Source organism: Hyphomonas atlantica corrig. (assembly GCF_000682715.1).
GTDB classification, from domain to species: domain Bacteria; phylum Pseudomonadota; class Alphaproteobacteria; order Caulobacterales; family Hyphomonadaceae; genus Hyphomonas; species Hyphomonas atlantica.
The window spans coordinates 28,718-54,230 of the sequence record NZ_AWFH01000023.1 but is presented as its reverse complement, the minus strand read 5'-3'; the positions used below and the strand labels follow the sequence as shown (position 1 = coordinate 54,230).

Annotated in this window: 25 protein-coding genes and 1 tRNA gene; 13 read left to right on the top strand and 13 right to left on the bottom strand. The window is 53.5% G+C overall.

Going from position 1 to position 25,513, the window contains the following annotated elements; translation table 11 throughout:
• Window positions 1–49: 49 nt before the first annotated feature.
• The 4 genes from HY36_RS10240 to HY36_RS10225 all read right to left on the bottom strand — a co-directional run bounded on the left by HY36_RS10240 (window position 50) and on the right by HY36_RS10225 (window position 3,571).
• Window positions 50–430 carry an ExbD/TolR family protein gene (locus tag HY36_RS10240; RefSeq protein ID WP_035552153.1) on the bottom strand — a complete coding sequence of 127 codons (381 nt, stop codon included), beginning with the start codon at window positions 428–430 and terminating at the stop codon, window positions 50–52.
• Window positions 427–816 carry a biopolymer transporter ExbD gene (locus HY36_RS10235; protein ID WP_051602687.1) on the bottom strand — a complete coding sequence of 130 codons (390 nt, stop codon included), beginning with the start codon at window positions 814–816 and terminating at the stop codon, window positions 427–429. Before HY36_RS10235 ends, HY36_RS10240 begins: the two co-directional genes overlap by 4 nt.
• 7 nt (window positions 817–823) lie before the next feature.
• Window positions 824–1,447: a MotA/TolQ/ExbB proton channel family protein gene (locus HY36_RS10230; RefSeq protein WP_241764189.1), complete on the bottom strand. Its 624-nt coding sequence runs from the start codon at window positions 1,445–1,447 to the stop codon at window positions 824–826.
• A 138-nt stretch (window positions 1,448–1,585) separates the two neighbouring features.
• Window positions 1,586–3,571, bottom strand: a complete 1,986-nt coding sequence (locus tag HY36_RS10225; protein ID WP_081806143.1) for a TonB-dependent receptor domain-containing protein — start codon at window positions 3,569–3,571, stop codon at window positions 1,586–1,588.
• Between the two features lie 190 nt (window positions 3,572–3,761).
• Here HY36_RS10225 and HY36_RS10220 point away from each other — a divergent pair, with 190 nt between their 5' ends.
• The 3 genes from HY36_RS10220 (at window position 3,762) to HY36_RS10210 (ending at window position 5,618) form a co-directional block, all read left to right on the top strand.
• Window positions 3,762–4,172, top strand: coding sequence for an ArsR/SmtB family transcription factor (locus HY36_RS10220; protein WP_241764188.1), 411 nt, complete (start codon window positions 3,762–3,764; stop codon window positions 4,170–4,172).
• 126 nt (window positions 4,173–4,298) lie between these two features.
• On the top strand, window positions 4,299–5,321 hold the full coding sequence (gene arsB / locus HY36_RS10215) for an ACR3 family arsenite efflux transporter (RefSeq protein ID WP_035552145.1): 1,023 nt from the start codon (window positions 4,299–4,301) through the stop codon (window positions 5,319–5,321).
• Window positions 5,322–5,366: 45 nt separating this feature from the next.
• Window positions 5,367–5,618 carry a hypothetical protein gene (locus HY36_RS10210; RefSeq protein WP_035552142.1) on the top strand — a complete coding sequence of 84 codons (252 nt, stop codon included), beginning with the start codon at window positions 5,367–5,369 and terminating at the stop codon, window positions 5,616–5,618.
• A gap of 8 nt (window positions 5,619–5,626) precedes the next feature.
• On the opposite strand, the gene HY36_RS10205 is transcribed toward HY36_RS10210, so the two are convergent.
• Together HY36_RS10205 and HY36_RS10200 are read right to left on the bottom strand one after the other, a co-directional pair.
• On the bottom strand, window positions 5,627–6,979 hold the full coding sequence (locus HY36_RS10205; protein WP_206741182.1) for an alpha,alpha-trehalose-phosphate synthase (UDP-forming): 1,353 nt from the start codon (window positions 6,977–6,979) through the stop codon (window positions 5,627–5,629).
• 218 nt (window positions 6,980–7,197) lie between these two features.
• Complete coding sequence (locus HY36_RS10200; RefSeq protein WP_035552141.1) at window positions 7,198–8,109, bottom strand: ROK family protein; 912 nt, start codon at window positions 8,107–8,109, stop codon at window positions 7,198–7,200.
• Window positions 8,110–8,203: 94 nt separating this feature from the next.
• On the opposite strand from HY36_RS10200, the gene HY36_RS10195 reads away from it, so the two are divergent.
• Both HY36_RS10195 and HY36_RS10190 read left to right on the top strand, forming a co-directional pair.
• Window positions 8,204–9,457 (top strand): MFS transporter, encoded by a 1,254-nt coding sequence (locus HY36_RS10195; RefSeq protein ID WP_051602685.1) that lies wholly within the window; start codon window positions 8,204–8,206, stop codon window positions 9,455–9,457.
• 479 nt (window positions 9,458–9,936) lie between these two features.
• Window positions 9,937–10,563, top strand: a complete 627-nt coding sequence (locus HY36_RS10190; protein WP_035552139.1) for a hypothetical protein — start codon at window positions 9,937–9,939, stop codon at window positions 10,561–10,563.
• Here HY36_RS10190 and HY36_RS10185 read toward each other — a convergent pair.
• Together HY36_RS10185 and HY36_RS10180 are read right to left on the bottom strand one after the other, a co-directional pair.
• Window positions 10,553–11,563 (bottom strand): LacI family DNA-binding transcriptional regulator, encoded by a 1,011-nt coding sequence (locus HY36_RS10185; protein WP_051602727.1) that lies wholly within the window; start codon window positions 11,561–11,563, stop codon window positions 10,553–10,555. The genes HY36_RS10190 and HY36_RS10185 overlap by 11 nt on opposite strands.
• 312 nt (window positions 11,564–11,875) lie before the next feature.
• A complete protein-coding gene (locus HY36_RS10180) occupies window positions 11,876–14,347 on the bottom strand; it encodes a TonB-dependent siderophore receptor (RefSeq protein ID WP_035552135.1) in 2,472 nt (823 codons plus the stop codon).
• A 448-nt stretch (window positions 14,348–14,795) separates the two neighbouring features.
• On the opposite strand from HY36_RS10180, the gene HY36_RS10175 reads away from it, so the two are divergent.
• A complete protein-coding gene (locus HY36_RS10175; protein WP_035552132.1) occupies window positions 14,796–15,962 on the top strand; it encodes a CaiB/BaiF CoA transferase family protein in 1,167 nt (388 codons plus the stop codon).
• Here HY36_RS10175 and HY36_RS10170 read toward each other — a convergent pair.
• Together HY36_RS10170 and HY36_RS10165 are read right to left on the bottom strand one after the other, a co-directional pair.
• On the bottom strand, window positions 15,959–16,699 hold the full coding sequence (locus tag HY36_RS10170) for an SDR family NAD(P)-dependent oxidoreductase (protein ID WP_035552130.1): 741 nt from the start codon (window positions 16,697–16,699) through the stop codon (window positions 15,959–15,961). The two genes, HY36_RS10175 and HY36_RS10170, sit on opposite strands and share 4 nt — an antisense overlap.
• Before the next feature lie 79 nt (window positions 16,700–16,778).
• Window positions 16,779–17,645: an alpha/beta fold hydrolase gene (locus HY36_RS10165; RefSeq protein ID WP_081806142.1), complete on the bottom strand. Its 867-nt coding sequence runs from the start codon at window positions 17,643–17,645 to the stop codon at window positions 16,779–16,781.
• Between the two features lie 244 nt (window positions 17,646–17,889).
• Between HY36_RS10165 and HY36_RS10160 the strand changes: the two genes are divergently transcribed.
• Window positions 17,890–18,078 (top strand): NepR family anti-sigma factor, encoded by a 189-nt coding sequence (locus HY36_RS10160; protein WP_035552125.1) that lies wholly within the window; start codon window positions 17,890–17,892, stop codon window positions 18,076–18,078.
• 434 nt (window positions 18,079–18,512) lie between these two features.
• Here the strand turns inward: HY36_RS10160 and HY36_RS10150 are convergent, their stop codons facing one another.
• Window positions 18,513–18,989: an outer membrane protein assembly factor BamE gene (locus HY36_RS10150; RefSeq protein ID WP_035552119.1), complete on the bottom strand. Its 477-nt coding sequence runs from the start codon at window positions 18,987–18,989 to the stop codon at window positions 18,513–18,515.
• Window positions 18,990–19,067: 78 nt separating this feature from the next.
• Between HY36_RS10150 and HY36_RS10145 the strand changes: the two genes are divergently transcribed.
• The 6 genes from HY36_RS10145 (at window position 19,068) to HY36_RS10120 (ending at window position 22,725) form a co-directional block, all read left to right on the top strand.
• Entirely contained in the window at window positions 19,068–19,631 is a 564-nt protein-coding gene (locus tag HY36_RS10145; protein ID WP_035552117.1) for a ubiquinol-cytochrome C chaperone family protein, read from the top strand.
• Window positions 19,632–19,708: 77 nt separating this feature from the next.
• Entirely contained in the window at window positions 19,709–20,734 is a 1,026-nt protein-coding gene (gene plsX / locus HY36_RS10140) for a phosphate acyltransferase PlsX (RefSeq protein WP_081806141.1), read from the top strand.
• A gap of 22 nt (window positions 20,735–20,756) precedes the next feature.
• A complete protein-coding gene (locus HY36_RS10135; protein WP_035552115.1) occupies window positions 20,757–21,728 on the top strand; it encodes a beta-ketoacyl-ACP synthase III in 972 nt (323 codons plus the stop codon).
• A 104-nt stretch (window positions 21,729–21,832) separates the two neighbouring features.
• Window positions 21,833–22,126 carry an integration host factor subunit alpha gene (locus tag HY36_RS10130; protein ID WP_035552112.1) on the top strand — a complete coding sequence of 98 codons (294 nt, stop codon included), beginning with the start codon at window positions 21,833–21,835 and terminating at the stop codon, window positions 22,124–22,126.
• 16 nt (window positions 22,127–22,142) lie between these two features.
• Window positions 22,143–22,595 carry a MerR family transcriptional regulator gene (locus HY36_RS10125; protein WP_051602684.1) on the top strand — a complete coding sequence of 151 codons (453 nt, stop codon included), beginning with the start codon at window positions 22,143–22,145 and terminating at the stop codon, window positions 22,593–22,595.
• A gap of 53 nt (window positions 22,596–22,648) precedes the next feature.
• A tRNA-Pro gene (locus tag HY36_RS10120) sits at window positions 22,649–22,725 on the top strand.
• Window positions 22,726–22,770: 45 nt separating this feature from the next.
• On the opposite strand, the gene HY36_RS10115 is transcribed toward HY36_RS10120, so the two are convergent.
• A complete protein-coding gene (locus HY36_RS10115) occupies window positions 22,771–24,951 on the bottom strand; it encodes a S9 family peptidase (RefSeq protein ID WP_241764187.1) in 2,181 nt (726 codons plus the stop codon).
• A gap of 123 nt (window positions 24,952–25,074) precedes the next feature.
• The gene (msrB, locus tag HY36_RS10110) at window positions 25,075–25,479 is read right to left on the bottom strand and encodes a peptide-methionine (R)-S-oxide reductase MsrB (RefSeq protein ID WP_035552109.1); all 405 of its coding nucleotides are present in this window, start codon (window positions 25,477–25,479) and stop codon (window positions 25,075–25,077) included.
• Window positions 25,480–25,513 lie beyond the last annotated feature (34 nt).

Sequence of the window (25,513 nt, the reverse complement as noted above, 5' to 3'; positions counted from 1 at the left end):
GCGGTCGCAGCTGAAAGCGCAGCGGAAAAACGCAGAATATTCTTCTGAATCACTTACTCGTATCCTCGGTAACGATGATGATATCGGTCAGGCCTCTCACGCGAAGCTGTTTGATCCGTTGAAGCAGCCGCTTTGCGGGTAACTCTCTATCCGGCAGCAATCTTAGAGGCTCACTTTGGTCGCGGTGTTCCGCAACAAGTTTATCAATCGTGATCACACCGCCAGACTGGGTGAAATGTCCAAACTCATCTACTGAAATAGCATTCGGCGGGACGCAACATTCAAGGTTTTGCGTCTGAACAAACTTTATAGACGGATCTGGCGGTGACGACAGAGAACCAGCCACCATGAAAAAAATCAGAATAAGGAATACAATGTTGATCAACGAGATCACAGGATCGCGCTGAGGCTTTTGACGAAGACGCTTCATGAGGGCTCCTCGACGACGATCTCAAAGTTTTCGAATGTTCGAATGAGGGACAAAGCATCAATCAGGTTCTGCGTAGTCGCTTGTTCGGTAACGCCTACCGCTACAATGGAACTGCTCTCTGGTCTGATAAGATCTTGAAGCTCAGTGGATAGATTTTCGACATGAATAGTTTTTCCGTACAGGTCGACGCCATTACTAGTAACCAGTAGTTTGATCACATGAGGATCGCTATCGACACCGCCATGGGATTTCGCTGAGGAAATTTCAACTTCGGAGAATTCCGAGAAAGTGGATGCCAGCATGAAGAACAACAACAACAAGAATATCACATCTATAAGAGAGGTGATTGAAGCGCGACGGCGTCGGCGAACCCGTTTTAATGCCATGGTTCAGTTACTCCAGTTTGGTGCTGGTGGGCTCTTCCGATGTAGGAGTGACTAAGACGGTAAAAGCATGCTCTGCCATTGCGCGTTCACGATCAATTTGAGCTTCGAACCATGAGAGCGCGATCGATGTCGGCATGGCGACGGAAAGACCAGCGGCCGTTGTGAGCAGTGCGACCCAAATGCCGCCAGCAAGGGCGGCCGGATCAACTTGAGAGCCGGCGGTTTGAAGCGCCTGAAATGCCTCAATCATGCCCAGAACCGTTCCCAACAGTCCAAGCAGAGGTGCAAGTTGAGCGATTGTGTCCAGAATTCGAAAGCCACTTTCATACGGCTGCAGAGACTGCTCGGCTTCCGTTTCCAAGCGAGGAATCAGGCCCTCGCGATCCCTTAGCGGGATCGCGTCGATCAGGAGTTGAGCGAGCCAATGGCTTGACCCGGATAAAAGCGTGTAGACCTCTCTGACATCACCACGATTCAACGAGGACAGAGCGGACTTGATAGCTTTCAACTGTCCGATTTTGTCAGAGCGAAACTGCCAATACTTGTAAACTATTAACGCCAGAGTAAACGTCGATATTGCGATGATTAGTACGAGGACGGGGCCGCCGACCTGATAAAGGGATTGAAACATGGTGAGCATAAGTATGTCCGTTCACGGTTCGAAAATATCATAATTCGATGGTCGATGTCGTCTGCCGATGGCTGCAAGCACCGAGCAACAGTGCGCTCGGTGCTTGCCTTTCCACGGACTAGAAGGTCGGAGCTCCTTCTAGAAGGATTTTGACACCGTGAATTTGATATTGCGTCCCGCAGCGGTCCGGGTGGCGAGCGCTGGCATGTAGTTCATGTCCAGTGCATTCTCGATTCCGAAGCGGAATGAGGTGCCTTCCAGAACGCCTTCCTGTGGCGTGATTGTGGCGCGCAGATTGACCGTGACATAGCCGGGGCGATCATTAATCTCATCGTCCGCGGCTGCAACAAACTCCGTGGACAGGTCAGCGAGCGGCGAGAATCTCTTGCCAAGTGTCACGCGCATGCTGTCAGCAGTGAGGTTTCGCCAGTCAGACTTTGTGCCGGTCGTGTTGGTTTGCTCACCATCAATGATGTTGGCGTTGACATCGACGTAAGTGCCGTCGCGTCGAGCGTATGACCCTTCCAATTCCAGGCCGGACAGTTCAACGGAATCGACGCCGGAATAGGATGTATTGTCTTCAAGATCGGTCCGGTAAAAATTGGCTTTGATAGATAGCGAGTCATCGCGGCCAAACACGCCGATACGATCATATGAGCCACCGATTTCGACCGTTTCTCCTATTTCAGGCTGGGTCATATAGGTTTCGTTCTCAAGATCGTCGAGGATTGGAAGGCTTTCTGTGTACGCATAGCTGCCGAACAGAGCGATGCCATTGTCGAACTCATAGCGGAGCGAAGCGCCACCCATGAGCGCATCATTATCATAGCTCGCATTGCTGCCGTCATCGAGAACGCCTTCCACTTCTGAAGTCTCGAAGCGAAGTGCCGGAGTAAAGCTCCAACCCCCGCCGAACTCGATATTGTCCACAACAAAGAATGCGTATCTGTTGTCTTCGCCTCCTGGAGCAGAGCTGGCATCCAGACGTTCTTTCAAAATGTACTCGAGGCCAGCGCGAATGTCGTGCGTAAGGACCCCCGCCTCAATGAAGGCAGAGTTCTTCACCGTTAACTTTGAGGTTTCATACTGGTGGTCTGAATCAACTGTCGCGAAACACCCGAATGGCCCGCTGCCAACGATGCAGGTCTGATCGATTTCTTGATTTGCGTATGAGTAGATTACGTCGAGATTGATCAGGTCGTTCGTGAGAGGGTTGTAGTTGTATTTCAGTGCGATGGTTTCTGACGTCGTGTCTCGATCGACGTTACCGAATGATCCACCGGTGGTTCCAAAAGAGTCGTACGGCTTGTCGCGTTCGGTCGTCTCTGTGTTTGTGTAGCTGGCTGTGACACTGTGGTCTCCGGCGGAGTAGCGCGCTTTCACGAGGTAGGACGGCAGCTCAAATTCACTATTCTCGATGACGCGGTCGTGACCATCTTCTTGGTTGTGTTGTTCACGCCAGGAATAGTTTGCCAGTACTTCGAAATTTTCGGTTGGCTGAATTGCGAGTGTTGTTGAAGAGTTGAAGCCATCCATGTTCGTTGCGCCGCCGAGTGTCTGGCGAAGCGCGAAGCCTGGTTCACCACCTGTCAGATCTGACGCATCAATGGTTTCAAGGCGTACAACGCCGCCAATGATGCCGGATCCATATTCAAAGCTGCCGACCGTTCCCCGAATGACTTCAACGCTCTTGTAGAGGTATGGATCGGTAAACAATTGAGTGCCAACACGATATAGTTCTTCCGACCCGACACTCGCACCGTCAATTTGAATGGCAACTTTCTGGTCGGTGCCGTATGTGCCGTTCGCGCCGAAACCCCTGATGTTGATGCCTGAGCCAACTGGCGTGGATCCGTTCACGAGAGATACGCCGGGAACAGAATCGATCAACTCCGCCACCGTACTCGCTTGCCTGTCATCTATTTCCTCTTGATCGATTACCGTAACGGGCGTCGCCGTATCAGCTTGGACTTCGCGCTTACTCTCCCCAAGAGTTAGCGTTCCAAGGAATTCGGCGTCATCGGAACCTGATGCATCCTGCGCCAATGCAGGCGTGCTGAACGCGATGGCTGTGACGATAGCGGTGGCGCCTAGTAGGGTGTTCTTGCGAATAGTGTGGTTCATGGACCCCTCCATAGAAGTAGAAAATGCAACTCAGTCGCAACTAGGCGGCCCGAATACCTCCGCTGCGCTTTTTTTGCAAATGAAAATTACTCGCAATTAGGATTTGCCATCGCGGGGAGGTGTTTGGCGGTTTGTCTCGTATCAGGGACGAAGGAATGGCAACTGTCGGAGATCGTTGAGGTGAGAGGATGTGGCGGCTGCAGCATCGTCTTCGCCGTTCTTTCCAGAGCTATACATTTACCCGGCAGCGACTACATTTGTTCGCATGACAGATCTCGCCCCCACGCTTAAGCAATTGTCTGCGCTCGGACAGGAAACGCGACTATTGGCATTTCGTGCTTTGATGGAGGCGGGACCGGAGGGGCTCCAAGCGGGCGCTATCGCGAGAGAGTTGGATGTCGCGCCTAACAAATTGTCGGGGCACATGAATATCCTGGTCAGCTCCGGTCTCGTAAGCGTCGCGCGTGATGGTCGACATATGATCTATCGCGCAGAGTTCGAAAACGTCAGTGAACTATTGTCGGTTCTTGTCGAGAATTGTTGTCGAGGACGGCCCGAAGTCTGCGGGTCACTATCCAATATCAGCGTCGTCAAATGCTGATTTGATATTTCAATAAACGTTGAAATAATGATCTTGCCGTACTATGTGCGATCCGAAGCTGGCGGAGCGCATTTGTCTTGGTGTCCCGCTGGATCTGGCAAGAGTGCCGATTGGTAGGAGACCTCGATGGGAAAATTTGAACGGTACCTGTCGCTGTGGGTCGCTGCTGCGATCGCCCTGGGCATAGGATTGGGGCAGATGCTTCCCGGTATATTTCGGGACTTGGCGTCGTTCGAGTATGCAAACGTCAATTTTCCAGTAGCCGTGCTGATCTGGGCGATGGTTCTACCAATGATGATGGGTGTCGATTTCTCCACATTGAAGGACGTTGGCAAGAAGCCGAAGGGCTTGATGATAACCTTGATCGTAAATTGGTTCGTAAAGCCCTTCAGCATGGCCGCGCTGGGCGTTTTGTTCTTCCGATACGTGTTTGCAGATCTTATCCCTGCGGAAAACGCCAACCAATACATTGCCGGATTGATACTGTTGGGTGCGGCTCCGTGTACAGCAATGGTATTCGTGTGGTCCCAGCTTACGCGTGGAGATCCAAACTACACATTGGTTCAAGTCAGCGTGAATGACGCCATTATGGTATTCGCTTTTGCGCCAATTGTTGCCGTTCTTCTTGGTGTGACTGAATTGAGTGTTCCGTGGGAGACGCTGATACTATCTGTAGGACTGTACGTCCTGCTGCCGCTCGCAGCTGGTGTGGCGTTGCGTTCGTTTCTATTGGGTCGCGGGGGAGAACCGCACCTGCATCGCTTTCTGTCACATATGAAGCCGCTTTCCATTATTGGGTTGCTCGGCACAGTCATTTTGCTTTTTGGGTTCCAGGGCCGCGTGATTCTGTCTGATCCACTGATCATTGTTCTGATTTCTGTACCAATCCTGATCCAATCATATGCAATTTTTGCGCTTGCCTACGGAGCTGCCTGGGCCTGGAAGGTGCCACACAATATTGCCGCTCCTTGTGCTCTGATCGGGACTTCAAATTTCTTTGAACTTGCGGTGGCGGTAGCGATCAGTCTGTTCGGTTTGAACTCCGGCGCTGCGTTGGCGACTGTGGTTGGAGTGCTTGTTGAAGTGCCAGTCATGTTGTCGCTTGTCGCATTCGCGAACCGAACAAGAGGAAATTTTTCTTCCGACTAGAGGCTGCGTCTGATCCGATGAAACCTTGAGCGGTTCGGAGAGTTGATGAGTTTTAAAGAGGTGAACATGATGACCCGGAAGACTCTGGAAACCGCAGCCCATCCGCGAACAACACCTAGCGAGGCCAGTCAAATAGATCACGCAGCCAAGCGTCGGCGCGAGCAAATGTTGCCCGGTGAGGGGCCAGCCGAACCCGAGAAGGAGGACGCAGTAAGTCACTTTAAGGGAGATGGAGATCCGATTGCCCTCGGCCCGGTACCCACTCAGATTGAACGTGTCGACGAAGAGCCCGACTAACTTGAAGGTCACGCCAACCGGAGGATTGAATCGTGTTCAATTCTCTGCGCAGCGTTTCTCTTCAGACTGTTGAGGAATGTTCCAGTCCACCAATGCACATCGTGTCGTGCGATTTCGTTCCATTGCGACTGATGGCGCTCAATTCGTTCTTCACGGCTCATGCTTGCAGCACTTTGAATCGCTTCTGAGACAGACCCGGGGTCGAAGGGGTTCACCATCAGCGCGCCAACTTTCAGCTGCTCAGCAGCCCCAGCGGCTTCTGAGAGGATCAGAACGCCAGGATCTGCTGGATCCTGAGCAGCAATGTACTCTTTCGCCACAAGATTCATCCCGTCGATGAGGGGGGTCACCAATGCAATATCGGCTCGGCGATAAAGGCCGGCTAGATAGTCCCTGGGCACTGATCGATGAATGTATTGAATTGGAATGTAACCCAGCTCAGCAAACCTGCCGTTTACCTGGCCGGTAATTTGTTCCAGTTCTCGGCGAACCTCCTGGTACGCCTCAACATCTTCTCGCGTTGGTGACGCAATTTGAAGCAAGGTTAGCGGTGAATCGCTTGATGCTCTATCCTCAAGGTAGCGTTGGAAACCGCGAAACTTGTGAGGCAGGCCTTTTGAATAATCCAGTCTATCGACGCCGATAAGCAGTCTTTGCCCTGATGCGATTTGGGGCGCCAGGGGTTTCTGGGCTTCTGCTGTTCGCCGAAAATTCTCGGCCTCAATACCTATGGGGAAACTGGCCGGCCAGATATCCCGACCTTGGCATCTTATGCGACCGTCTGAAAGCATCTGTCCGCCGAATACTGTTCTACAGACTTCAATCATTGCTGACACATCGCGCTGGGTTTGTAGACCTACAAGGTCATAAGCAGACAACCAGTCCAACAGGTTGCGTTTGTGAGTGAGGGCGTGCACATCGCTTGTAGTCGGGAAAGGCGTGTGCAGAAAGAACCCGATCGGGTTTTGGACGCCCAATTTTCTTAATTCTGATGCCAGTGGGATGAAGTGATAATCGTGAATCCAGATCGTATCGTCGTCTGTAATCAAGTGTCTCGTTGCTTCAGCCAATTTTTGGTTCACACTGGCGTAAGCCGCTAGTTGGCCGTGAGCAACGTCCAGTAGGTCTGTGCGTCCATGAAACAATGGCCACAGGACCGAGTTCGCGTATCCCAGATAGTAGTCATTGTACTCGCTCGGCTGCAGATGAAGTGCGTGGCGATCAAACTTTCCGCCATCATACTCTTTCAAGAAATGATCGGAGATGGACTCATCGAGCTTGGTGCCAATCCATACGCCACCTTGGCTCTCCATGGTCTTCTGCAGTGCGACAACCAGGCCGCCAGATGCGGTTTGTCCCAATGGAAGTCTATTGGAGTACACGACTAATCTGGACACGGTATTCCTCATTATATGGTCGAAGCAAAGTTCAAGCTTTGACCACTGCAACACATTTCACTCGGAAAGGTTGCGAGAAAAGATGTGACTATTTGAGCAAGGCACGGGGTTTCGCACCATGAGACGGCAGCGCTTTTGAAGAACTCGTGTGGGTTGTTCTTAAGCCTTGCGCGTAGGGCGCACTATGCGAGCAGAGCAAAATGCTGCGAGCGATCAACCTGTCCCAAAAGGATGGCACCCATCAACCCGGCATTATCGCCTAGATCAGGCGTGGTGATTAGATCCACAGTTGCGTTCCAGCCCATGCTGAGATACCCGCCCATTTGATCATAAAATGCATGACGTATTCGGCCAATCAGGTGAGGCGCAAGCAGCAGGCCGCCGCCAAGTATGATCCGCTCTGGCCGAGCGGTCAAATACAGGCTCCGACACGCTTGAGCCAGATAGTCTGCGGCGATCTCCCAAACAGGGTCATCTTCTGTCAGAAGAGAAGGTTCGCCAACGCGTGCGCCAACCGCCTTCGCTGAAATCATTCCCTCCAGACAGTCGGAATGGAAGGGGCAAAGGCAATCAAACGACTTGTCCTGCTCATTTCGCCGAAGAGGTATATGCCCGAACTCTGGGTGCACTGGGCGTCCCAGAAAGGATCCGTTCGCAAAGATGCTTGCTCCAATGCCAGTGCCAACCGTGACGTACACGGCAGATTTCGTTCCTTTCGCTGCGCCCAGTGTGCGCTCAGCGAGCAGCGCGCCGTTTACGTCAACATCTACTGCTACGGGGAGGCCGATGGTTTTTTCAAAGGCGGCTCGCAGGTTTGTATGTGACCATGCAGGCTTGGGCGTAGACAAGATGGTGCCATAATCAGGCGAACTGAGGTCAACGTCGATTGGGCCGAAGCTGGCTATGCCAAAGGACCTCAAGCGCTCAGATTCGTAGAGCGGGCGAAAGAACTCAAGGCATTGCGAAATTGTCTCTGTTGGAGAGGTGACGCGGACTCGGCATTGCTGAACCAACACACCTTCTTCGTCAGCGACGCCACATTTGAATGTGGTGCCACCGGCGTCGATACCGCCGCGATAGAATTTGCCTCCCATGATATCGCCTCCGCCGGTACAACAAGAAAGACCGGATTTATGTATTGCAATCGATTGTATTATTTAATACCACAGATGGAGAGGAAACGACAAGATGCATAAAAGTGTACAGGAATCGCAGCAGTCGCGACGGACCGGTAGCCATCTGGTGTCGGCGCTTACCTATGCGATGTTCTTCATGTTTGCGATGACCACGGACGCAGTTGGCGAAATTATCAAGATCGCGCGCGTGGATATGAACCTCACCAACACCGAGGCGAGTGCTTTCCATTGGGCAACGATGGTCGCTATTGCCGCGAGCGGTATCGGCCTTGGCTTTCTTGCGGATCGGTTCGGGAGGAAGTCCACAATTATTGGCGGACTGGCCCTGTATGGTGTTGCCAGTGCGCTCTTTATGTCTGGTCAGAGTTTTCAGTTGTACTTCGCATTGCTCTTCATCTCGGGACTGGCGATCGGTGTATTCAAAACATCAGCATTGGCGTTGATTGGCGATCTGGCCGGTTCGACGCAAGATCACACGGCACGAATGAATGCTGTTGAAGGGTTTTTCGGTGTAGGCGCAATCATCGGTCCGCTACTTGTCGTGTGGCTCACATCGCAGGGACTGTCCTGGACGTGGCTCTACATGATTGCGGCATGCCTATGTGGTTTAATGGTTGTTGCGGCACTGGTGACAGAATATCCGCCCATGTCTGGCGAAAAAGAAACGCCAGCCTCGATTGGGCATACACTATCGCTTTTGGGGAATGTGCACGCGCTCGGATTTTCACTTGCGATAGCGCTCTACGTCGCTTGCGAGGTGGCGATATTTGTATGGCTACCGACCTTTCTTGAAGGGTTCACGGGAACAGAGTGGGCGATGGGATTTGCGGCCTATTCGGTGATGATCTTCTTCGTACTCCGCGCGATCGGTCGGTTCATGGGAGCAATTGTGTTGCGGTTCGTTGACTGGAAATTGGTAATGCTGGCTTTCACGGCAATTATCTTCGGCTGCTTTCTTGCGAGTGCGCTTCTCGGAAAAACGGCAGCGGTTTTCCTTCTTCCGTTGTCGGGACTTTTCATGTCGATGATTTATCCAACGTTGAATTCAAAAGGCATCAGTTGCTTCCCAAAAAGTGATCATGGCGCTGTTGCGGGCCTGATCTTGTTCTTCACGGCAGCATCCGCAGCTTTTGCGCCGTTGCTAATGGCAGTTGTGAGCGATCAGTTCGGCAATGGCGATATGAGAATTGGATTTATTCTGGCCACGGCCTTTGCAGGCCTCTTGTTTGTCATGGGGCTGATTAATTGGGTCGCAAATCCAGCTGCATCTGCTCTCGAAGCGGCTGATCAACACGAGTACACTTAGGAAATTTTATGGTTCGTCGTACCGCTCCCATACCAGCGCCAAGCGAAACGCCGTTCGTCGGCGGAATTCGTCATCCCGATCTGTGGCTATGGGATTCCTGGACAGAGAAAACCGAGGATGGTGCGTTGCATTTGTATTGCCTTGCGTTGAGTAGGCGGAGCCTCGATGGAGGCAATATTCAACCGTCGCGGCGCAACGATCACAGCTTTCATGTGCGCCATTTCAGTTCATTGGATGCGGGGGCTACGTGGACTGATTGTGGGGTCGCAATCGAGCCGGGAAGTGCACCAGATGGTGCAGACGCCCATAACGTATGGAGCGGGTCCGTTCTCCAGAACACTGACGGTAACGTGCTGTTCGGATATACCGGCATCCGAGATGTCGCTGACGACCGTGCTTTTCTCCAAACGATATGCATAGGCAAGTGCCAGTCTGATGGCACAGTCGAAAGTGGAAGCGTGCAGACAATTAGTTGCCCCATGCGCGACTATGATAAGATCACGGCGTTGGGTTTCTATCTCGGGCCACGTGATCGGCTTGGAGATAGCGCAGGGGAAGAGGGCGGGCCAATCATGGCCTGGCGAGATCCATTCTTGGTGCGAGACAAAGATGGACAATTGAACGCATTCTGGTCAGCAAAGGTCGGGCCCGCGGTGCCTGCAATTGCGCGTGCGGTCATATATCGGGATGAGGGCGGAAAGGTGAGCGCTGACCTTATGCCCCCCATCCTTCTTCCGGATGCCCATGAGTACAGTCAGTCCGAGGTGCCAAAGCTGTACTATGATGCCGAAACGGACAATTGGTTGCTTTTGATCTCCGCATGCAATCGAATGTATGAGGGGCAGCCGGATAGCGAAGTTGAGATGCAGCAGCGTCTTTATCTTTCAAGTGCGCTGGATGGCTCTTGGCGACCTTGCTCGAAATCCGGGAGTGTATTGGGCGGGCTGGACTGCATGTTTGGTGCGAGCATGCTCTCCCATGATTTGACGAATGGAAGTGCGACGATTGTTGGGCCGTTTACGGAGCGTGCAGGCGAAGATGCACAATTGAGCTTCCCGCCGGTCCGCCAAATAGAGCTGCCAGAATTAGATCTTTCTACTGAGTAGGCTGTGCCTCGCCCGAAGTGGATTCCCGAACAATCAGGCGGGTAGGTGTCAATTCCGATTTGACGGATTCTCCTGAGAGTTGCGCAAGCAGTTTCTCCACCATCATGCGTCCACCTTGTTCAATATTCTGATCAATCGTTGTCAGTGGAGGAGTCGTTGTGCTGGCCTGGCTGATATTATCATAACCCGTCACAGCGACGTCTTCAGGAACGCGGATGCCGCGGGATGTCAGTGCCATCAGGGCAGCCATCGCGAGCACGTCTGAGGCGGCGAAGATGGCGTCAAATTTGGTGCCGGAATCCAGCATTGCGATCACGGCTTCAAAGGCATTGCGGCCGCCAAACTCAATCTCCAGCAATAAGTTGGTGTCCCAGTGCTTTCCATGTTTCGCGTGGGCTTCCAGGAATCCTTGGTGTCTCAACTTTACCTCTGGCAGATTGATGGGCCCAAGAAAAAGTATCTGTGATCGACCAATCGAGATCAGGTGATCAGCTGCAAGCCGACCGCCATCCACATTGTCACTCCCGACGAGGGTGTAGTTTGTGTGCCCGGTCTGTCCGCCCCAAACGACTATTTTCGAAGCAAGCGGGCCTATGTGTTCAAGTCGCTTGGACATGCCAGCCTGGCCGATCACGATCAGACCGTCGGCTTTTCCAGTTTGTAGGAGACGGCGTTCAGCAATCGTTTCGTCTTCTCGCGGAATGCTGACAATCAGATCATATCCGTTGGCGGATGCGGCCTTGCTGACCGCACCGACCATTTCCAGGTAGAACGGGTCCGAGATCGTCTGACCGGACTCCGGCCGAAGGGGAATCACGATTCCCAAGGCTTCAGACGATTGTCGGCGCAGATTTCGAGCGGATGCGTTAACTGCATAGCCGGTCTCTGCAGCAATCTTCATGATCTGCTTCTTGGTCTCTTCCTTGACCAAGGGGCTGTCATTCAGTGCGCGAGAGACAGTGGAAACATCTACATCGGCTAGCTTGGCCAACTCAGCCATTGTCATTTTTCTGGATGATTTTGCCACGTGATCATTCATTTGGCTTATCTTCCCTTCTACTGGCTGTGTCTTGTTTGGCTGGCCGCATCTGACCATGGTTGCGTTCCTGGCGCAGCTATTCGACGCCAGTTACTGACTTGAATACGCAGAATAAATCAAGAAATTACTTATGCAAATTCAATTGGCGTGTGATTCAACAGCTGAGTGTTAGGCCAATACAGTACTGACATGTGGCGCAAATAAAAGGCCCGCCTGCGGGAGTAGGCGGGCCTTGCTGCGCAGGGGGATACGCAGCTTCCTGATCTGGGTGGATCAGAATCTGTAGCGCAAAGTTGCGGTCGCAGAAGTTCCGTTGATGGAGCGAGCTACAATTACGTCGGGTGTTCCGTTGCCGTCCGTGTCGAAAACGCGTCCATTTTCTGCTTCAGTGAACAGCACTTCGTCAAAGACATTGTTGACGCCAATGGAAAGCGTTGCCTGGTCGGTGATGTCCCAATCAGCGAAGAGATTTGTCACCGTGGCACCTGGCATGACGTAGACGTTATCGTCATCGACGTAAGTGTCAGTCGTGCCGGTGAAGTTCACGCCAATACGGCCGAGGCCATCAATTGTATAGGATGGCGTCAACGACCATATCCAATCCGCTTGACGGCGCGGCGTGTTGCCCACATTTGTCGGTGCCGTGTCGCTCGCGTCGATTTCTGCATCTGTGAACGTGACAGATCCGCTAAGGTCGAACCCTTCATAGGCATAGTTGAGTTCTGTCTCGATGCCTTGGGAAACATATGTGTTGCCCAGCGCGGTCATCGTTGTGATCTCGTAGTTGTCTTCCTTCGTTTCAGCATTGAAATAGGTGACGTAGAGATCGAGCTGGCCTGGAACGGCGTCGCCGGATTCCTGCCATTTCAGACCTGCCTCGAACTGTTGGGTTTCATCCACAAAGGTTTCTTCTCCACCTGGGACGAGCCCTCCGCCGGCGTTGAGCGAATTAAACAGTTGACGCTCGCCATTAAAGGCCGCTCCCTCGCTATAGCGTCCGAACACCGACAATGATTCCGAGATCAGGTAGTTTGCGCCAAGCGTGAAAGACGTATGGTCTACTTCGAAGTTCGCTACGCCTCCGAGCCCGGTATTGAGCGAGACCGATGTCTCCGGCGCATCAATGACCCCGTCACCATCGACATCAAATGCGCCGGGTGCACCTTCGGTGCGGGTGCCGGTCTGCTCCAATGTGTCCAGTCGGATGGATCCGTCGAGCGTCAGGCCATTGTCCAGTGCCCAGTTTGCGGCAACAAATGGCGCGCGCGCTTGGTATTCGAGATCATAATTTCGGTTGGTGCCCGTCCATCCGAAAGCTTGATTGTAGCCCAGAATGCCGTTGTCAGTGAAGCCAGCGATGTCGATCAGCGACGCATTGGTATCTGTTGACGTCAGGAAGCGATTCCAATGCCAATCCTGGACGAACTTCTGATTCATGAAGAAATAGCCTGCGGTCAGGTCAAGTGTTGACCCGTCCAGCGACAGAGATTTCGACGCACGCAATTCGCTAGCGAAATTGCTCATATCGTCGAGATCTGTGTTGAAATAGGCGACTTCAGAGATCAGCGAATTGCCAGTTGCAGCGAGCAAGGTGTCCGACGTGACCGGATTGCCCGTGCCGGGGCCGTTGAAAAAGCTTGCTGTCGCGCCCCCATAGGTGCCGGCGAGCAGGGTGTCCGCGTCGCTGACAGCGTGCGTGAAGGGGGCATTGAAATATCCTGAGATGTCTTGGTAGCGTGCCTTGGCGTCCAGATTGATACCTGCGCCGATATCAAAATTCGCCTGTACTCCCAATGACTTGAGCTGGGTGCGGATGCCATCAGCCAGATCGTAGTTGTTGACTGTGTTTTCGCCGTCCACATCGCGACCATTGCGGATGAAGGGGCTATGAAGGCTGTCATTGGTGGCGGAAAGCCCGGCTATGCTGTCAGTGACTTCATTGCCTGACAGACCTGCCGCCTGCGGCATGTAGGTGGCGTCGGCCTTGTCGAGCCATTTTGTATTGACCCTGATGAAGCCACTTTCAAATTCCTTGGTCAAACTGGCGCGAATTTGGCCGCCACTTACTGCGTCAAACCCCAGATCGCGGTAGTCGCCACCTTGCTGCCAGTGGCCACCGACATGGAAATACAGGCTGTCAGACAATGAGCCGCCATACTCGAAATCGGCGCGATAGTCGTCATGATCGAGGCCTGTGCTGAGTGCGATTGATCCGCCTTCGGTACTACCGGTTTTTGAGATGAAATTGATGATGCCGCCGGGGCCATTCGTGGTCAGCGTGGAGGCCGTGCCGCCGCGGACTGATTCTACACGATCGAGCGTGCTGTCAACTTTGTAGAACCCGTCTGCTGGGCCGAAGTCGAAGTCGCCAAATAGAAGGATTGGGAGGCCATCTTCCTGCAGGCTGACATATTTAGCGCCGCCAGTGGACAGTGGCATGCCGCGCACCGCGATATTGGAATTGCCGCCTCCAGCTGAACTTTCAGCGCGAATGCCGGGCAGGGCGCGGAATATTTCGGATGTGCTCCGGGGCGCGGTCTTCATGAGTTCCGACTGGTCGAGACTGCTGACAGAGATAGAGCTGTCCAATCGGTTTTGACCACCAGATTTTACCACGCCGGTCACGACCACGACTTCCTGACGAGCCTCGGATTCGGTGGCCTCAATAGCGTCTTGCGCAGACGCGCCATAAACGAGCGCGACGGCGCCGGCGCTCAACAAAAGAGAATTGCGAGTGATCGACATGACTTCTTCCTCCCTGTCACTGCTGGTGTTTTCACCAGTCGATATCTCATCCGGTAATCCGGCATATTGCCTTATAGGCATCGACTGCAATCGATTGCAACAGAAAAATACAATCGATTGCATAGCGGTCATTTGTATGACGTATCCGACTCGGAAACTCTTCCATGGGCGTGGCGGCGTCCCGCTATAATAATTTTGATTGTCCGTGCATCTCCTGACTACAAGCTTAACCAATAGTCTTCGAAGGCAAGAAATTTTTCGATATGCCGCGTATTCGCAGGATGGACCGAACGTTGGCTCAAAGCCTCAAATGGCGGGATCAAGAACAGCTGAATCTCCCGTGATTTTTCGTTTGATCGCTTGTCTGTCCCAACGACACCTTCTCTAATTCTCCGCGACGATAGCGGACGACTGATCCGTGGAAATGAACGCGTAGGAGGAAGTGTGAATGCCCGGCACCAATATTCTGTCAGATATCAAGATCGCTGATATGACGACCGTGATATTCGGGCCATATTGCACCCAGACATTGGCAGACCTTGGCGCAGACGTTGTTAAAGTGGAGCCGCAGGGGGGGGATGACTTTCGAAACGTTGGTAAGCCCGCCAACAATCGGAACATGGGGCCATGCCACCTTACCATAAATCGCGGAAAAAGGTCTGTCGTCTGGGACCTCAAATCAGATGAGGGGAAGGCGGCCATCCGGAGACTCATCGGTGAAAGTGACGTATTCATTCACAATATTCGGCCAGACGCCGTGGCCCGGCTCGGCCTGACATTCGATGAGGTAAAGGCCATCAAGCCTGACATCGTTTATGTGCACTGTCTGGGCTTTGGGTCTGATGGCCCGTACGCCGGTCGTCCAGCCTATGACGACCTGATCCAGGGCCTGTCCGGCGCGACGATGCTATTGCCCAAAGTTGATGGGAATGAACGCCCCCGGTTCATCCCGACAGCGTTTGCTGACAAGGTATCCGGAATGCATGCAATGTATGCGACGCTGGCGGCCTTGCACCATCGTGATCGAACAGGGGAAGCTGTTCATGTGGAAGTTCCGATGTTTGAGTGCGTCACGCATTTCCTTCTGGAAGAGCATTTTTACGAGGCGGAGTTCGATCCACCAGTTGGACCGTTCCTTTATCAGCGGCAGGTTGATCCATCACGGCAGCCCCTCAAAACGTCAAATGGCTGGATTGTGATCGCACCTTATGTGGATGCTCGGTGGATCAAGCTGTTTGATGTCATGGGGGCGCCGCACGAGCTGGAGGATGAAAGAATATCTGATCGCAAGGGTCGGTTCTTCAACCAAGACTATATGATGGAGCGTGTTCAGGAGTATTTTGAAAAGCAGCCAACTGAGTATTGGCTGGATGAGTTGGGAAAGGCTGACATTCCGGCTGCTCGTGTGAATGACTTTCCGGATCTCCAGAAGGACCCTCATCTGATTGCCACAAACTTTTTCAAGAGACGTGAGCACCCAACTGAAGGCGGATACTGGGAAACCCAACCTCCAGTCGTGTTCCGCGGTCAGCCAGAAAGAGAAATTTCACCCGCTCCCAGAATTGGTGAGCATACAGAAATTGTGCTCTCTGAACTTGGGCTGGGGATAGATTAAACTCCGCCGTCGACCGTGATGATTGAGCCTGTTGAGAAGCTTGCGGCATCGCTCAGAAGGTAGAGTGCCGCCGACACAATCTCCTCCGGTCGTCCTGGTCTGCCTAGCGCGTTATCGGCAGATTGACGGGCCTCTTCTGTCCACGCTTCGGCTATATCCGTCAGGAAAGGGCCGGCGCAAATACAATTCACCCGGACTTCAGGGGCGTACTCTTTGGCCATGCCGACGGTCATGGCGTTAAGCCCTGCCTTGGCGGCGCTGTAAGGAACGACTTGGGCAAGGGGCTGAAGTGCTGCAACAGACGAAATGTTCAGGATACTGCCGCACCCTTGTGACTTCATGCGCTCACCGAGGGCGCTTGCGAGGCGGTAGGGGCCTTTCAAATTCAAATTCAGTATACTGTCGTACAGGTTTTCAGGCACGTCATGGCTAGCCATGCGAGGCCCCATTCCGGCATTGTTGATCAGAATGTCTACACGCCCAAATTCTGTATATGCCGTTTCAACCAAACGATCAATCTCGTCCCATTTTCCGCAGTGCGCGGCGACAGCAAGAGCGCGCCTTCCCAATTTGCGGATATCGTCCGCCGCCGCCTCGCACGCTTCAAGTTTGCGGCTCGCGACGATGATGTCGGCTCCTCTTTCAGCGAGAGCTATGGCCATCTGATAGCCAAGCCCTCGGCTTCCGCCGGTTATAAGGGCAACTTTACCTGTGAAGTTCAGCAATGGATCAGTCATGACGTTTCCCCTGTTTTTTAAGAAGGGGGAGTGTACCGCCGTCAGCCTGCGGCGCCACCTGTGTCCTAGGGAGAGGAATCTACAAAAAGGAATTCAGGTCCGAGATGAATTGGTCAAATTTGTCATGGTGCAGCCAGTGTCCTGCATCTTGATACAGTTTGACTTCAGCGTTTCGGAAATTCTGGAGACGCCCGTCTTTCGCAGGATTCGAAGCCCAACTTTTCTCGCCGTACAGCAGAAGCGTAGGGCAGGTGATCTGACCCCAAAGGTATTCAAGATCTGCATGCGCCATGTCGTATGGTGGAAATGTGCGGAAGTAGTTGTCAAATTTCCAAGACCAGGTGCCATCTTCATTTTGGCTGATTCCGTGGACGGTTAGATGGCGTGCCTGTTCGTCATTCAGATAGCTGTTTTCTTCTTTCATGCGCGTAAAGGCGTCTTCTAGGCTGGCGTATCGTTTTGGCACTCGGCCAGCGATACCGCGCTTTGCTTCGATCCACTCGCGCATGCGTTCGTCGATTGGTCGTCCGAAGCGTTCTTCCAGCATTTTGGGTGAAGGTCCGAGACCTTCGATCGCGACGAGTTTGCGAACATTTTCTGGGTAAATGCCCGCATATCGGAGTGCGATATTCCCGCCATAAGAGTGCGCGACGATTGTCACTGGCGCGAGTTTCTTCTGATGGATCAGCTGTGCGAAATCATAAACGCAAGCGCGCGCAGAATACTCTCCATCTGCAGACCAGGCACTGTCACCATGTCCGCGAAGATCGGGTGCGATAACGTGCCAGTCCTGCCGCAATTCCTGAGCTGTCCAGTCCCAACTGCGGCAATGGTCTCGCCCGCCGTGAAGCAGGATCAGGGGGGGCGCGCCTTCATTCCCCCAGTCGGCATAATGAAGACGGAGGCGTTGCGAAATATATGTTTGCGAAGTGGGACCATGGATCATTCTCATATAGTCAACATGCGTGCATTGAATGTCCACCCGCTCCGTGGCGGCAGGTTAGCTAGTCATAATCCAAGCTCGCACGGCTTCCGGTCCCGTAGAATATTCGAGATACATATTTATGTATTTTTCTCGGACAGGATGAATTGTAAGCGCATATTAATCCTTTTCAGTGCTAATTATTTAATAGCGTGGTTGATCGGATTGGGCGGTCGGGTATGCGAGGGGATTTCGGGGGGAGTCACACATGGGAAAGGCCGCGAGACACTCGCCAGACGTTATCGAACTGGACTTGAAGCGTGGTCGCCAACTTGGGTCAGCACTGCGTGATGCATACGCCAGTGTGCTCAACGAGCCGTGCCCTCAGCATCTTCTGGATTTGCTGGATGAGCTGCGGCTAAAAGAAAAATCCAATCAGGACAAACAGACGAGCTGAAATCAGCCGAGCTGCTGAGATATATCCAGTTTTCGGGATTCAGAAAACGCGTCTGCCTGATCGAGGCGTTTCCGTGCCAAGTCCTTCGCCGCCTCACCTTTGTGACGAGCGTCGTTATTTCTAGAGCGAAGTGTCGGCGTACTCCGACTCGACAGCTGAAGTGAATTCAGCGTCTTGCGCAAAAAGGGAAGTCTCCAAACCATCACCAACCTCCTGCTGTAATGGCGAAGCCTACGAGGGGTGACCCACTCGATTCATCGACGCCAATTCTGGCGGACGGCTTGAAATATCTTCCGCATTTCCTGCGCCTATCCGGCCAACAACTCGAATATGTTAACGTATATTCTTCCGTTGCGCGAGTTCGATTCTATTAAATCGTGGCAAAGGTGATCTATCTCGGTTGGACCGAGCGAATTCCAGCTGCAATGAATTGGCTACCGGCGACCAGTTGGATTGTCCGGTGTAGCCTCATCAGTTCGTGGCAGCTGAACGGCTCCGATTGTGCCGAAGATTTGCTCCCAGAAGCCGAGTTCGCGTCCCCGTGTGGGTGTTTCGCGAGAGGCGTAATTGACGATTTGGCCTGCATTCTCGTCGTATTCTACCACTTCCTCTACCGCGTCATCCTCTCCGAATCGGATGGCCACGATACTGCGAGATTTGACCTTCGGGTTCAAATACGCGACGCGTTCCTGGAGTTCGGACATGTAGATCCAGGTGTTCTCGTCGAAAATGCTTGTCGTCGAAGGCGAGCCGAGTTGCGCCAGAACGCTCGACCGAGTGTCTTCGCCAGGTTTCATTTCCCGGGGTTGTGCCTCATCAGCCACATAGCCATGATAGTCACGCGAGGGCGTGAGGCAGGCTGTAAGAGGCAGAGCCACAAGTGACAGTGCCAGTATCGCGCATCGCGACATAGGACTACTCCTGTTAATTCGACACGAAAGACCTAGCTGTTGGTAGCACGTCTTGGCAAGCGGAGGAGTGCAGGTTTGATGGCGTTTCCCAAGTTTTGGAACAGTGACAGCAAACAGATTCGAAAGTCTTCAGACTCGCTGTATTCCAGTTTGGCTGCGGCATCGCTGAGACCAGATTTGTACGAACAAGGGGCCGCGATAGACAGTTTTGAAGGCCGTGCCGCGATGATTACGGTTCACGCCACGCTAGTGCTCGGCCGTCTCCGGCGAATCAACACGACGCGTGCGAGGAAAATTGCCGAACGGCTCAATACCACAGTGTTGGACCAGTTCGACGCGGCCTATCGGGAAACCGGAGTGGGCGATTCCTCTATTGCCCGCAAAGTCCGCAAACTTGCGGAAGTTCATTACGGTCTTGGGAAGGCGCTTACCGAGGCCGTCTATAATTCCGGCGAAGATTCCACGGGGGCGGTAGTTGCTTGCATCCAGCGAAACGCTTTGAGTGAGGCGGGAAGAGAACGGCTTCTGGCGCTGTACTTGTTACACAACAGACATCGTTTGGATGCCCTTGACGATGATACTGTCCTTGCGGGCGATTTCGATTGGGCACTTCCTGCGGACGACGAGCCCTCCAGCACATGAGCGGCGTTGCCAATGCCCGAGGCGCGCCGTAAACACCGCAAAGTAACCCAAGTGACCTCACGGAGCGTGATAGCCCTATGGCTGACGGCTTGATTCTGGCAATTGATGCGATGGGGGGCGACGACGCCCCGGACGTAACCGTCGCGGGTGCTGAGTTGTTTGTTGCCGCTCGCCCCAATGCGCGCGTGCGTCTTCATGGCGATGAAACCAAACTCGCTTCATTGCTTTCGAAAGCAACAGAAAGAATTGAGATCGTTCATACGGACTTGGCCATTACAAGCGATATGAAGCCCAGCCAGGCTCTACGTCGAGGCAAGGGCTCTTCGATGTGGAATGCGATTGAGGACGTGAAAGCTGGCCGCGCCCATGCGTCGGTATCGGCGGGTAATACTGGTGCGCTGATGGCCATTTCGATGCTTGTCCTGCGCAAGATGGATGGCGTTCACAGGCCAGCCATGACGGCAGCCTGGCCAACGCTTCGTGGTCGCAGCGTCGTTTTGGACGTAGGTGCAAATCTTGAGGCGGATGCGGCACAATTGGTAACGTTCGCGATCATGGGCGAGGCCTATGCACGCGCCATTCTTGGAATTGAGAAACCGACGATCGGAATTCTGAATATTGGCTCCGAAGAGATGAAAGGTCACGACGAGATCCGTGAAGCGCACGAGCTTCTGAGGAACTCTGATCTGGACCTTGATTATCATGGCTTCATCGAAGGCGACGACATTTCGACTGGAACAGTGGACGTCATTGTAACTGACGGTTTTACTGGCAATGTCGCATTGAAGGCTGGCGAAGGCGTTGCGCGGATGCTCGGTACTCGCGTGCGCGAAGCGCTGACATCAAACATTCTTTCCAAGGTTGGCGCGGTACTGGCCATTGGCGGCTTGAAGCAGCTGCGCGAACAGATGAACCCCAGCAATGTAAATGGTGGTGTGTTGCTGGGTCTTGGCGGTGTCTCCGTGAAAAGCCACGGTGGTACAGACGCAAAAGGGTTTGCGCGTGCTTGTGAACTTGCAGCTGATCTCGCGAATAGCCACTTCCGGGAAGAGGTCGCCCACAATCTGAACAAGATCCGGCAGAAGGGTATAGCCGCCGAATAGGCGTCTTATGTAAAGGTAGATCATGGCACGGCGCAGCTTTATCCGTGGAACTGGCAGCTATCTGCCAGCCAAGGTTCTGACAAACGATGACATGTCCCAAATGGTCGATACGACCAATGAGTGGATCATCGAGAGAACTGGCATAACCCGTCGTCACGTGGCCGCTGATGACGAAGTCACATCAGATATTGCGGTTGGCGCAGCGAAGCAGGCACTTGAAGCGGCCGGAATGAAGGCCTCTGATGTCGATCTGATCGTGCTGGCGACTACGACACCAGACCGAACCTTTCCGGCAACCGCCACTGCGGTTCAGGCGAAACTTGGAATTGAACAAGGTGCAGCCTTCGATGTGCAGGCTGTTTGCTCAGGCTTTCTCTTTGCCCTGGCAACTGCTGACTCGATGTTGAAGCAGGGGCTATTTAACACGGCTCTCGTGATTGGTGCGGAAACCTTCACGCGCATTCTCGATTGGTCGGACCGCGGCACGTGCGTCCTGTTCGGTGATGGCGGCGGCGCTGTGGTGCTGCAAGCTGAAGAGTGGGATGGCGCGGAAGATGCCGGTGTGATCACCCACCACATCCGAACTGACGGAACCAAGTCAGATCTGCTCTACGTCGATGGTGGAGTGAGCTCTACAGGGACGATTGGGCATGTGCGTATGGAAGGTAACAAGGTGTTCCGGCACGCAGTTGCCAATATTTCATCGGCAATTCAGGCGGTGCTGGATGAAACCGGGCTGTCCTCCGAAGAAATTGATTGGTTCGTGCCTCATCAGGCGAACAAGCGCATTCTGGATGCCGTTGCCAAGCGCATGAACATCGATGACGAAAAAGTTGTCATCACGGTCGACCAACATGCGAATACGTCTGCCGCATCTATTCCACTGGCACTTGATCACGCAGTCCGCAGCGGTCGCGCCAAACCCGGCGACTTGATTCTGTCAGAAGCGATGGGCGGGGGATTTTCCTGGGGCGCAAGTCTATTCCGGCTCTAGCCTGATCATCAAAAATCAGCATTATCAAAGAACTGACGCAACGGATCCGCTAGGGATCCGTTAACGAAATTCGTTCACTCATTAACCAAAGCGGGAGAATCCCCATGAGCAATCAGACCGTCACCCGGGCCGAAGTCACGGATGCGATCGTACGAGAAGTTGGCGTTACGCGTCAGGAATCGTCCGATCTGCTGGATCGGACCCTGGAACTGATCGGTTCTGCTCTGGAGACAGAGGATGAGGTGAAGCTCTCCCGTTTTGGCAATTTCGTGGTGCGCTCGAAGGCACCACGGGAGGGCCGAAACCCAAAAACCGGGGAGGAAGCCGTGATTGCCGCGCGCCGCGTCGTCACGTTCCGCCCTTCACCAATGCTCAAATCATTGGTGGATCATAAATAGTCAGAAAGGACCTCTCATGTCGGCAAGCCGAGCCCGTATCCATAAATCCGCTCAAGCGTTCCGGTCTATCGGTGAAGCGGCAGGGGAACTCGGTCTGGAGACACATGTCATCCGATATTGGGAAACCAAATTCACAAAAGACGTACGCCCTATCAAACGTGCCGACGGGCGACGTATGTTCCGTCCGCAGGATCTGGATGCGCTCAGAGCAATTCAGATCCTGGTCCACGAAAAGGGACTGACCTTGAAGGGAGCCAAATCGCTGTTGGCAGAACAAGGCGTTGCAGCTGTGCTATCTGGCGCAGCAACACTCGGTACAAGCCCGGCTAGAGAGCTTCAGAAAACGGTTGAAGAGGCATTCAGGTCTGACCCAGCAGACGTTCGAGATGACAAGCTTCAAGACACGCTTGTGGGTCTTACGGATCTGAAGGCTCGTCTGGATGCCGTTCGCCAAGAACGCGCAGCCTGATCCCACATAAGACATTGCGGAAGAGAGGCGGCTTGGGTACAAGCCGCCGAAGTCGGAGCGTGGCGCAGCCCGGTAGCGCACTCGCCTGGGGGGCGAGGGGTCGTAGGTTCGAATCCTATCGCTCCGACCATTTCCGTCCGATCCTGAAGAAGGACCGGACGGTTCGGAATTGCGATTATTCGTCCTGCAGTTTTACGCTCTCAACCTTGCCCATCGCGGCGAGCGCAAACGCGTAGTCCAGTGCGACATCTTTCAGGCCTTCAAAACGCCCGGAAGCGCCGCCATGACCGCCTTCCATTTCAATACGCAGAAAGTAAGGGCCGCCATTCGGAGCATCGTGACGCAGTCGCGCCGCCCATTTCGTCGGCTCCCAATAGGTAACGCGAGGATCGGACAGCCCACCCGTGATCAACATCGGCGGATAGGCCAGATCAGCGACATTGTCATAAGGGCTGTAGGCCATGATCGTATCGTAGTCTTCCGCAGATGTAAGCGGATTGCCCCATTCCGGCCATTCCGGAGGGGTTAGCGGCAGGCTCTCATCAGACATGGTGTTTACCACGTCCACGAATGGCACTGCCGCAATGATTCCGCCGAACAGTTCCGGATCCATGTTTGCTACGGCGCCCATCAACAAGCCGCCTGCCGATCCGCCATAAGCGACGATGTTGCCCTTGCTCGTGTAATTCTGCTCAACGAGATAGTGTCCGGCTGCAATGAAATCCTTGAATGTGTTCGGCTTCTTTTCAAGCTTTCCATCCAGATACCACTGGTAACCCTTCGCCTTGCTGCCTCGCGGGTGAACGATGGCGTAGACAACTCCGCGATCGACCAGGCTGAGGCGGCTTGTGCGGAAGTCTGCCGGGTAGGTGATTCCGTAGGAGCCGTATCCGTAGAGAAGCATCGGTGCAGAACCATCCACCGGAGTTGTCTTGTGTCGCAACAGAGTGATTGGTACTTCCACGCCATCCCATGACGGTGCCATCAGGCGCTCTGCAATATACTCATCCGGGGAGTGGCCGGATGGCACTTCCCGCGTCTTCCGCAGAATTCGTTCATGCGTGTCTAGATTATAATCGAAAACCTGTTCCGGAGTAGTTGGAGACGAATACTCGAATCTCAGAACAGGCGTTTCGAAATCATAGCCGCTATCCAGACCGAGTGAGTACGCTGCCTCTTCAAAACTGATTTCATGACTGGAGCCGTCCTTGCGCGCATGAATGACGATGCGAGGCAGACCGTTTTCGCGCTCAATAATGGTTAAATAGTCCTTCTGTGGCTGCATGCCCAGAAGCAGCGTTCCGGGCCGATGGGGAATAACTTCCTCCCAATCATCCCTGCTCGTCGACTCCATGGGTGCACGCATCAGCTTGAAATCAACAGCGCCATCCAGATTGGTGAGAATGTAGAATTGGTCGTCCCAGTGGGCGACATTGTACTCATTGTCGGTTTCGCGCGCGGCGATGAGACGAGGGGCTGGATCGGCTTCTTCTACTGGGAACCAGTAGACTTCAGACGTCGTATGGCTTGAAGCGCTGATGAAGATAACTTCCTCACTCGTGCTCTTGTTGATGCTCAGGAATACTCCGGGATCTTCTTCGCGGTAAACCAGGGTGTCTTCGCCGGTTTCGAGATCACGCTGCCATACGGAGTCGGGCCGGGCATTCTCATCACGATGGATCCAGAAAATGCGCTTTCCATCAGACGACCACTCGAATGGACCGTAGGCGTTGTCTATATGGACGCCAAGGTCGTCTCCTGACTCGATGTTCTTGAGGCGGATCGAGTAGAATTCGCTTCCTTGAGTATCTGTCGCGTAGGCAATCAGAGTGTGGTCAGGTGAGGTGTCTATACCGCCAAATGAAAAGTATTCCTTGCCCTCGGCCAGTGCATCTCCATCGAGCAGGATCGTTTCTTCTGCGCTGTCGTCAAATGCCTTGTCTGCGGGCTTGCGCGCGATAATTGCATATTCGCCGCCTTCGCGGAAACGGGTATAGTAGGCGTAAGGACCATCGATTTCGGGGACAGAGCTGTCATCCTCCTTGATGCGCCCTCTCATTTCCTTGAACAACTCTTCGCGCAATGCGGTTGTCGGGTCTTCAAGTGCCGCTTTGGTGAAAGCGTTTTCTGCTTCGAGATAGTCTCGAATATCTTGGCGAAGCACGGAAGGGTCGCGCATCACCTCTTGCCAATTCTCATCCTTCATCCAGTTGTAGGGATCATTTCGCGTTCGACCGACTTGTGTGATCTCATGGTCGACACGGGCCGCGACTGGAGGTGCAGGCTGTGAGGTCACCGGCGAGTTTTCAGGTATTGGTGCTGCGGTTTGCGCTTTCTGGGAAGAAGTTTCGGTCATTGTGCATCCGGTGCTGAGCGCTACTGCGGCAGCGCTAATCATTAGAAGGGAAAGGCGCATAATTGAATCTCCGGGGGTATGATTTGCCCGAATAGGATCAGGTGCGCCAGATATTGTCCAGCGCTATTCGGCTGGTCTGAATTCCAGCACCACGCCGTTGATACACCAGCGCTCACCTGTTGGAGGCGGGCCATCCTTGAAGACATGACCTTGGTGCATTCCACAGATCGCGCAGTGGCATTCGGTGCGGGGCAAGATCATCTTGAAATCTGTCTTGGTTGCGACGACGCCCTCGCTGGCAGGTTGCCAGAAACTCGGCCAACCCGTGCCGGAGTCGAATTTGTGTTCAGACGACCAAAGCGGTGTATCGCATCCCTTGCAATGAAAGAGGCCGTCTCGCTTCTCATCATTATGATTGCCGGGCGTAAAAGCGCGTTCTGTGCCTTCACGAATACCAACTCGGTATTCTTCTTCTGTAAGCATTTCGCGCCATTCGCGGTCGGACCGCTCAATTCTGGTCTTGGTCATGACAGGCTCCGTATTCGCGTCTGACCATGATATA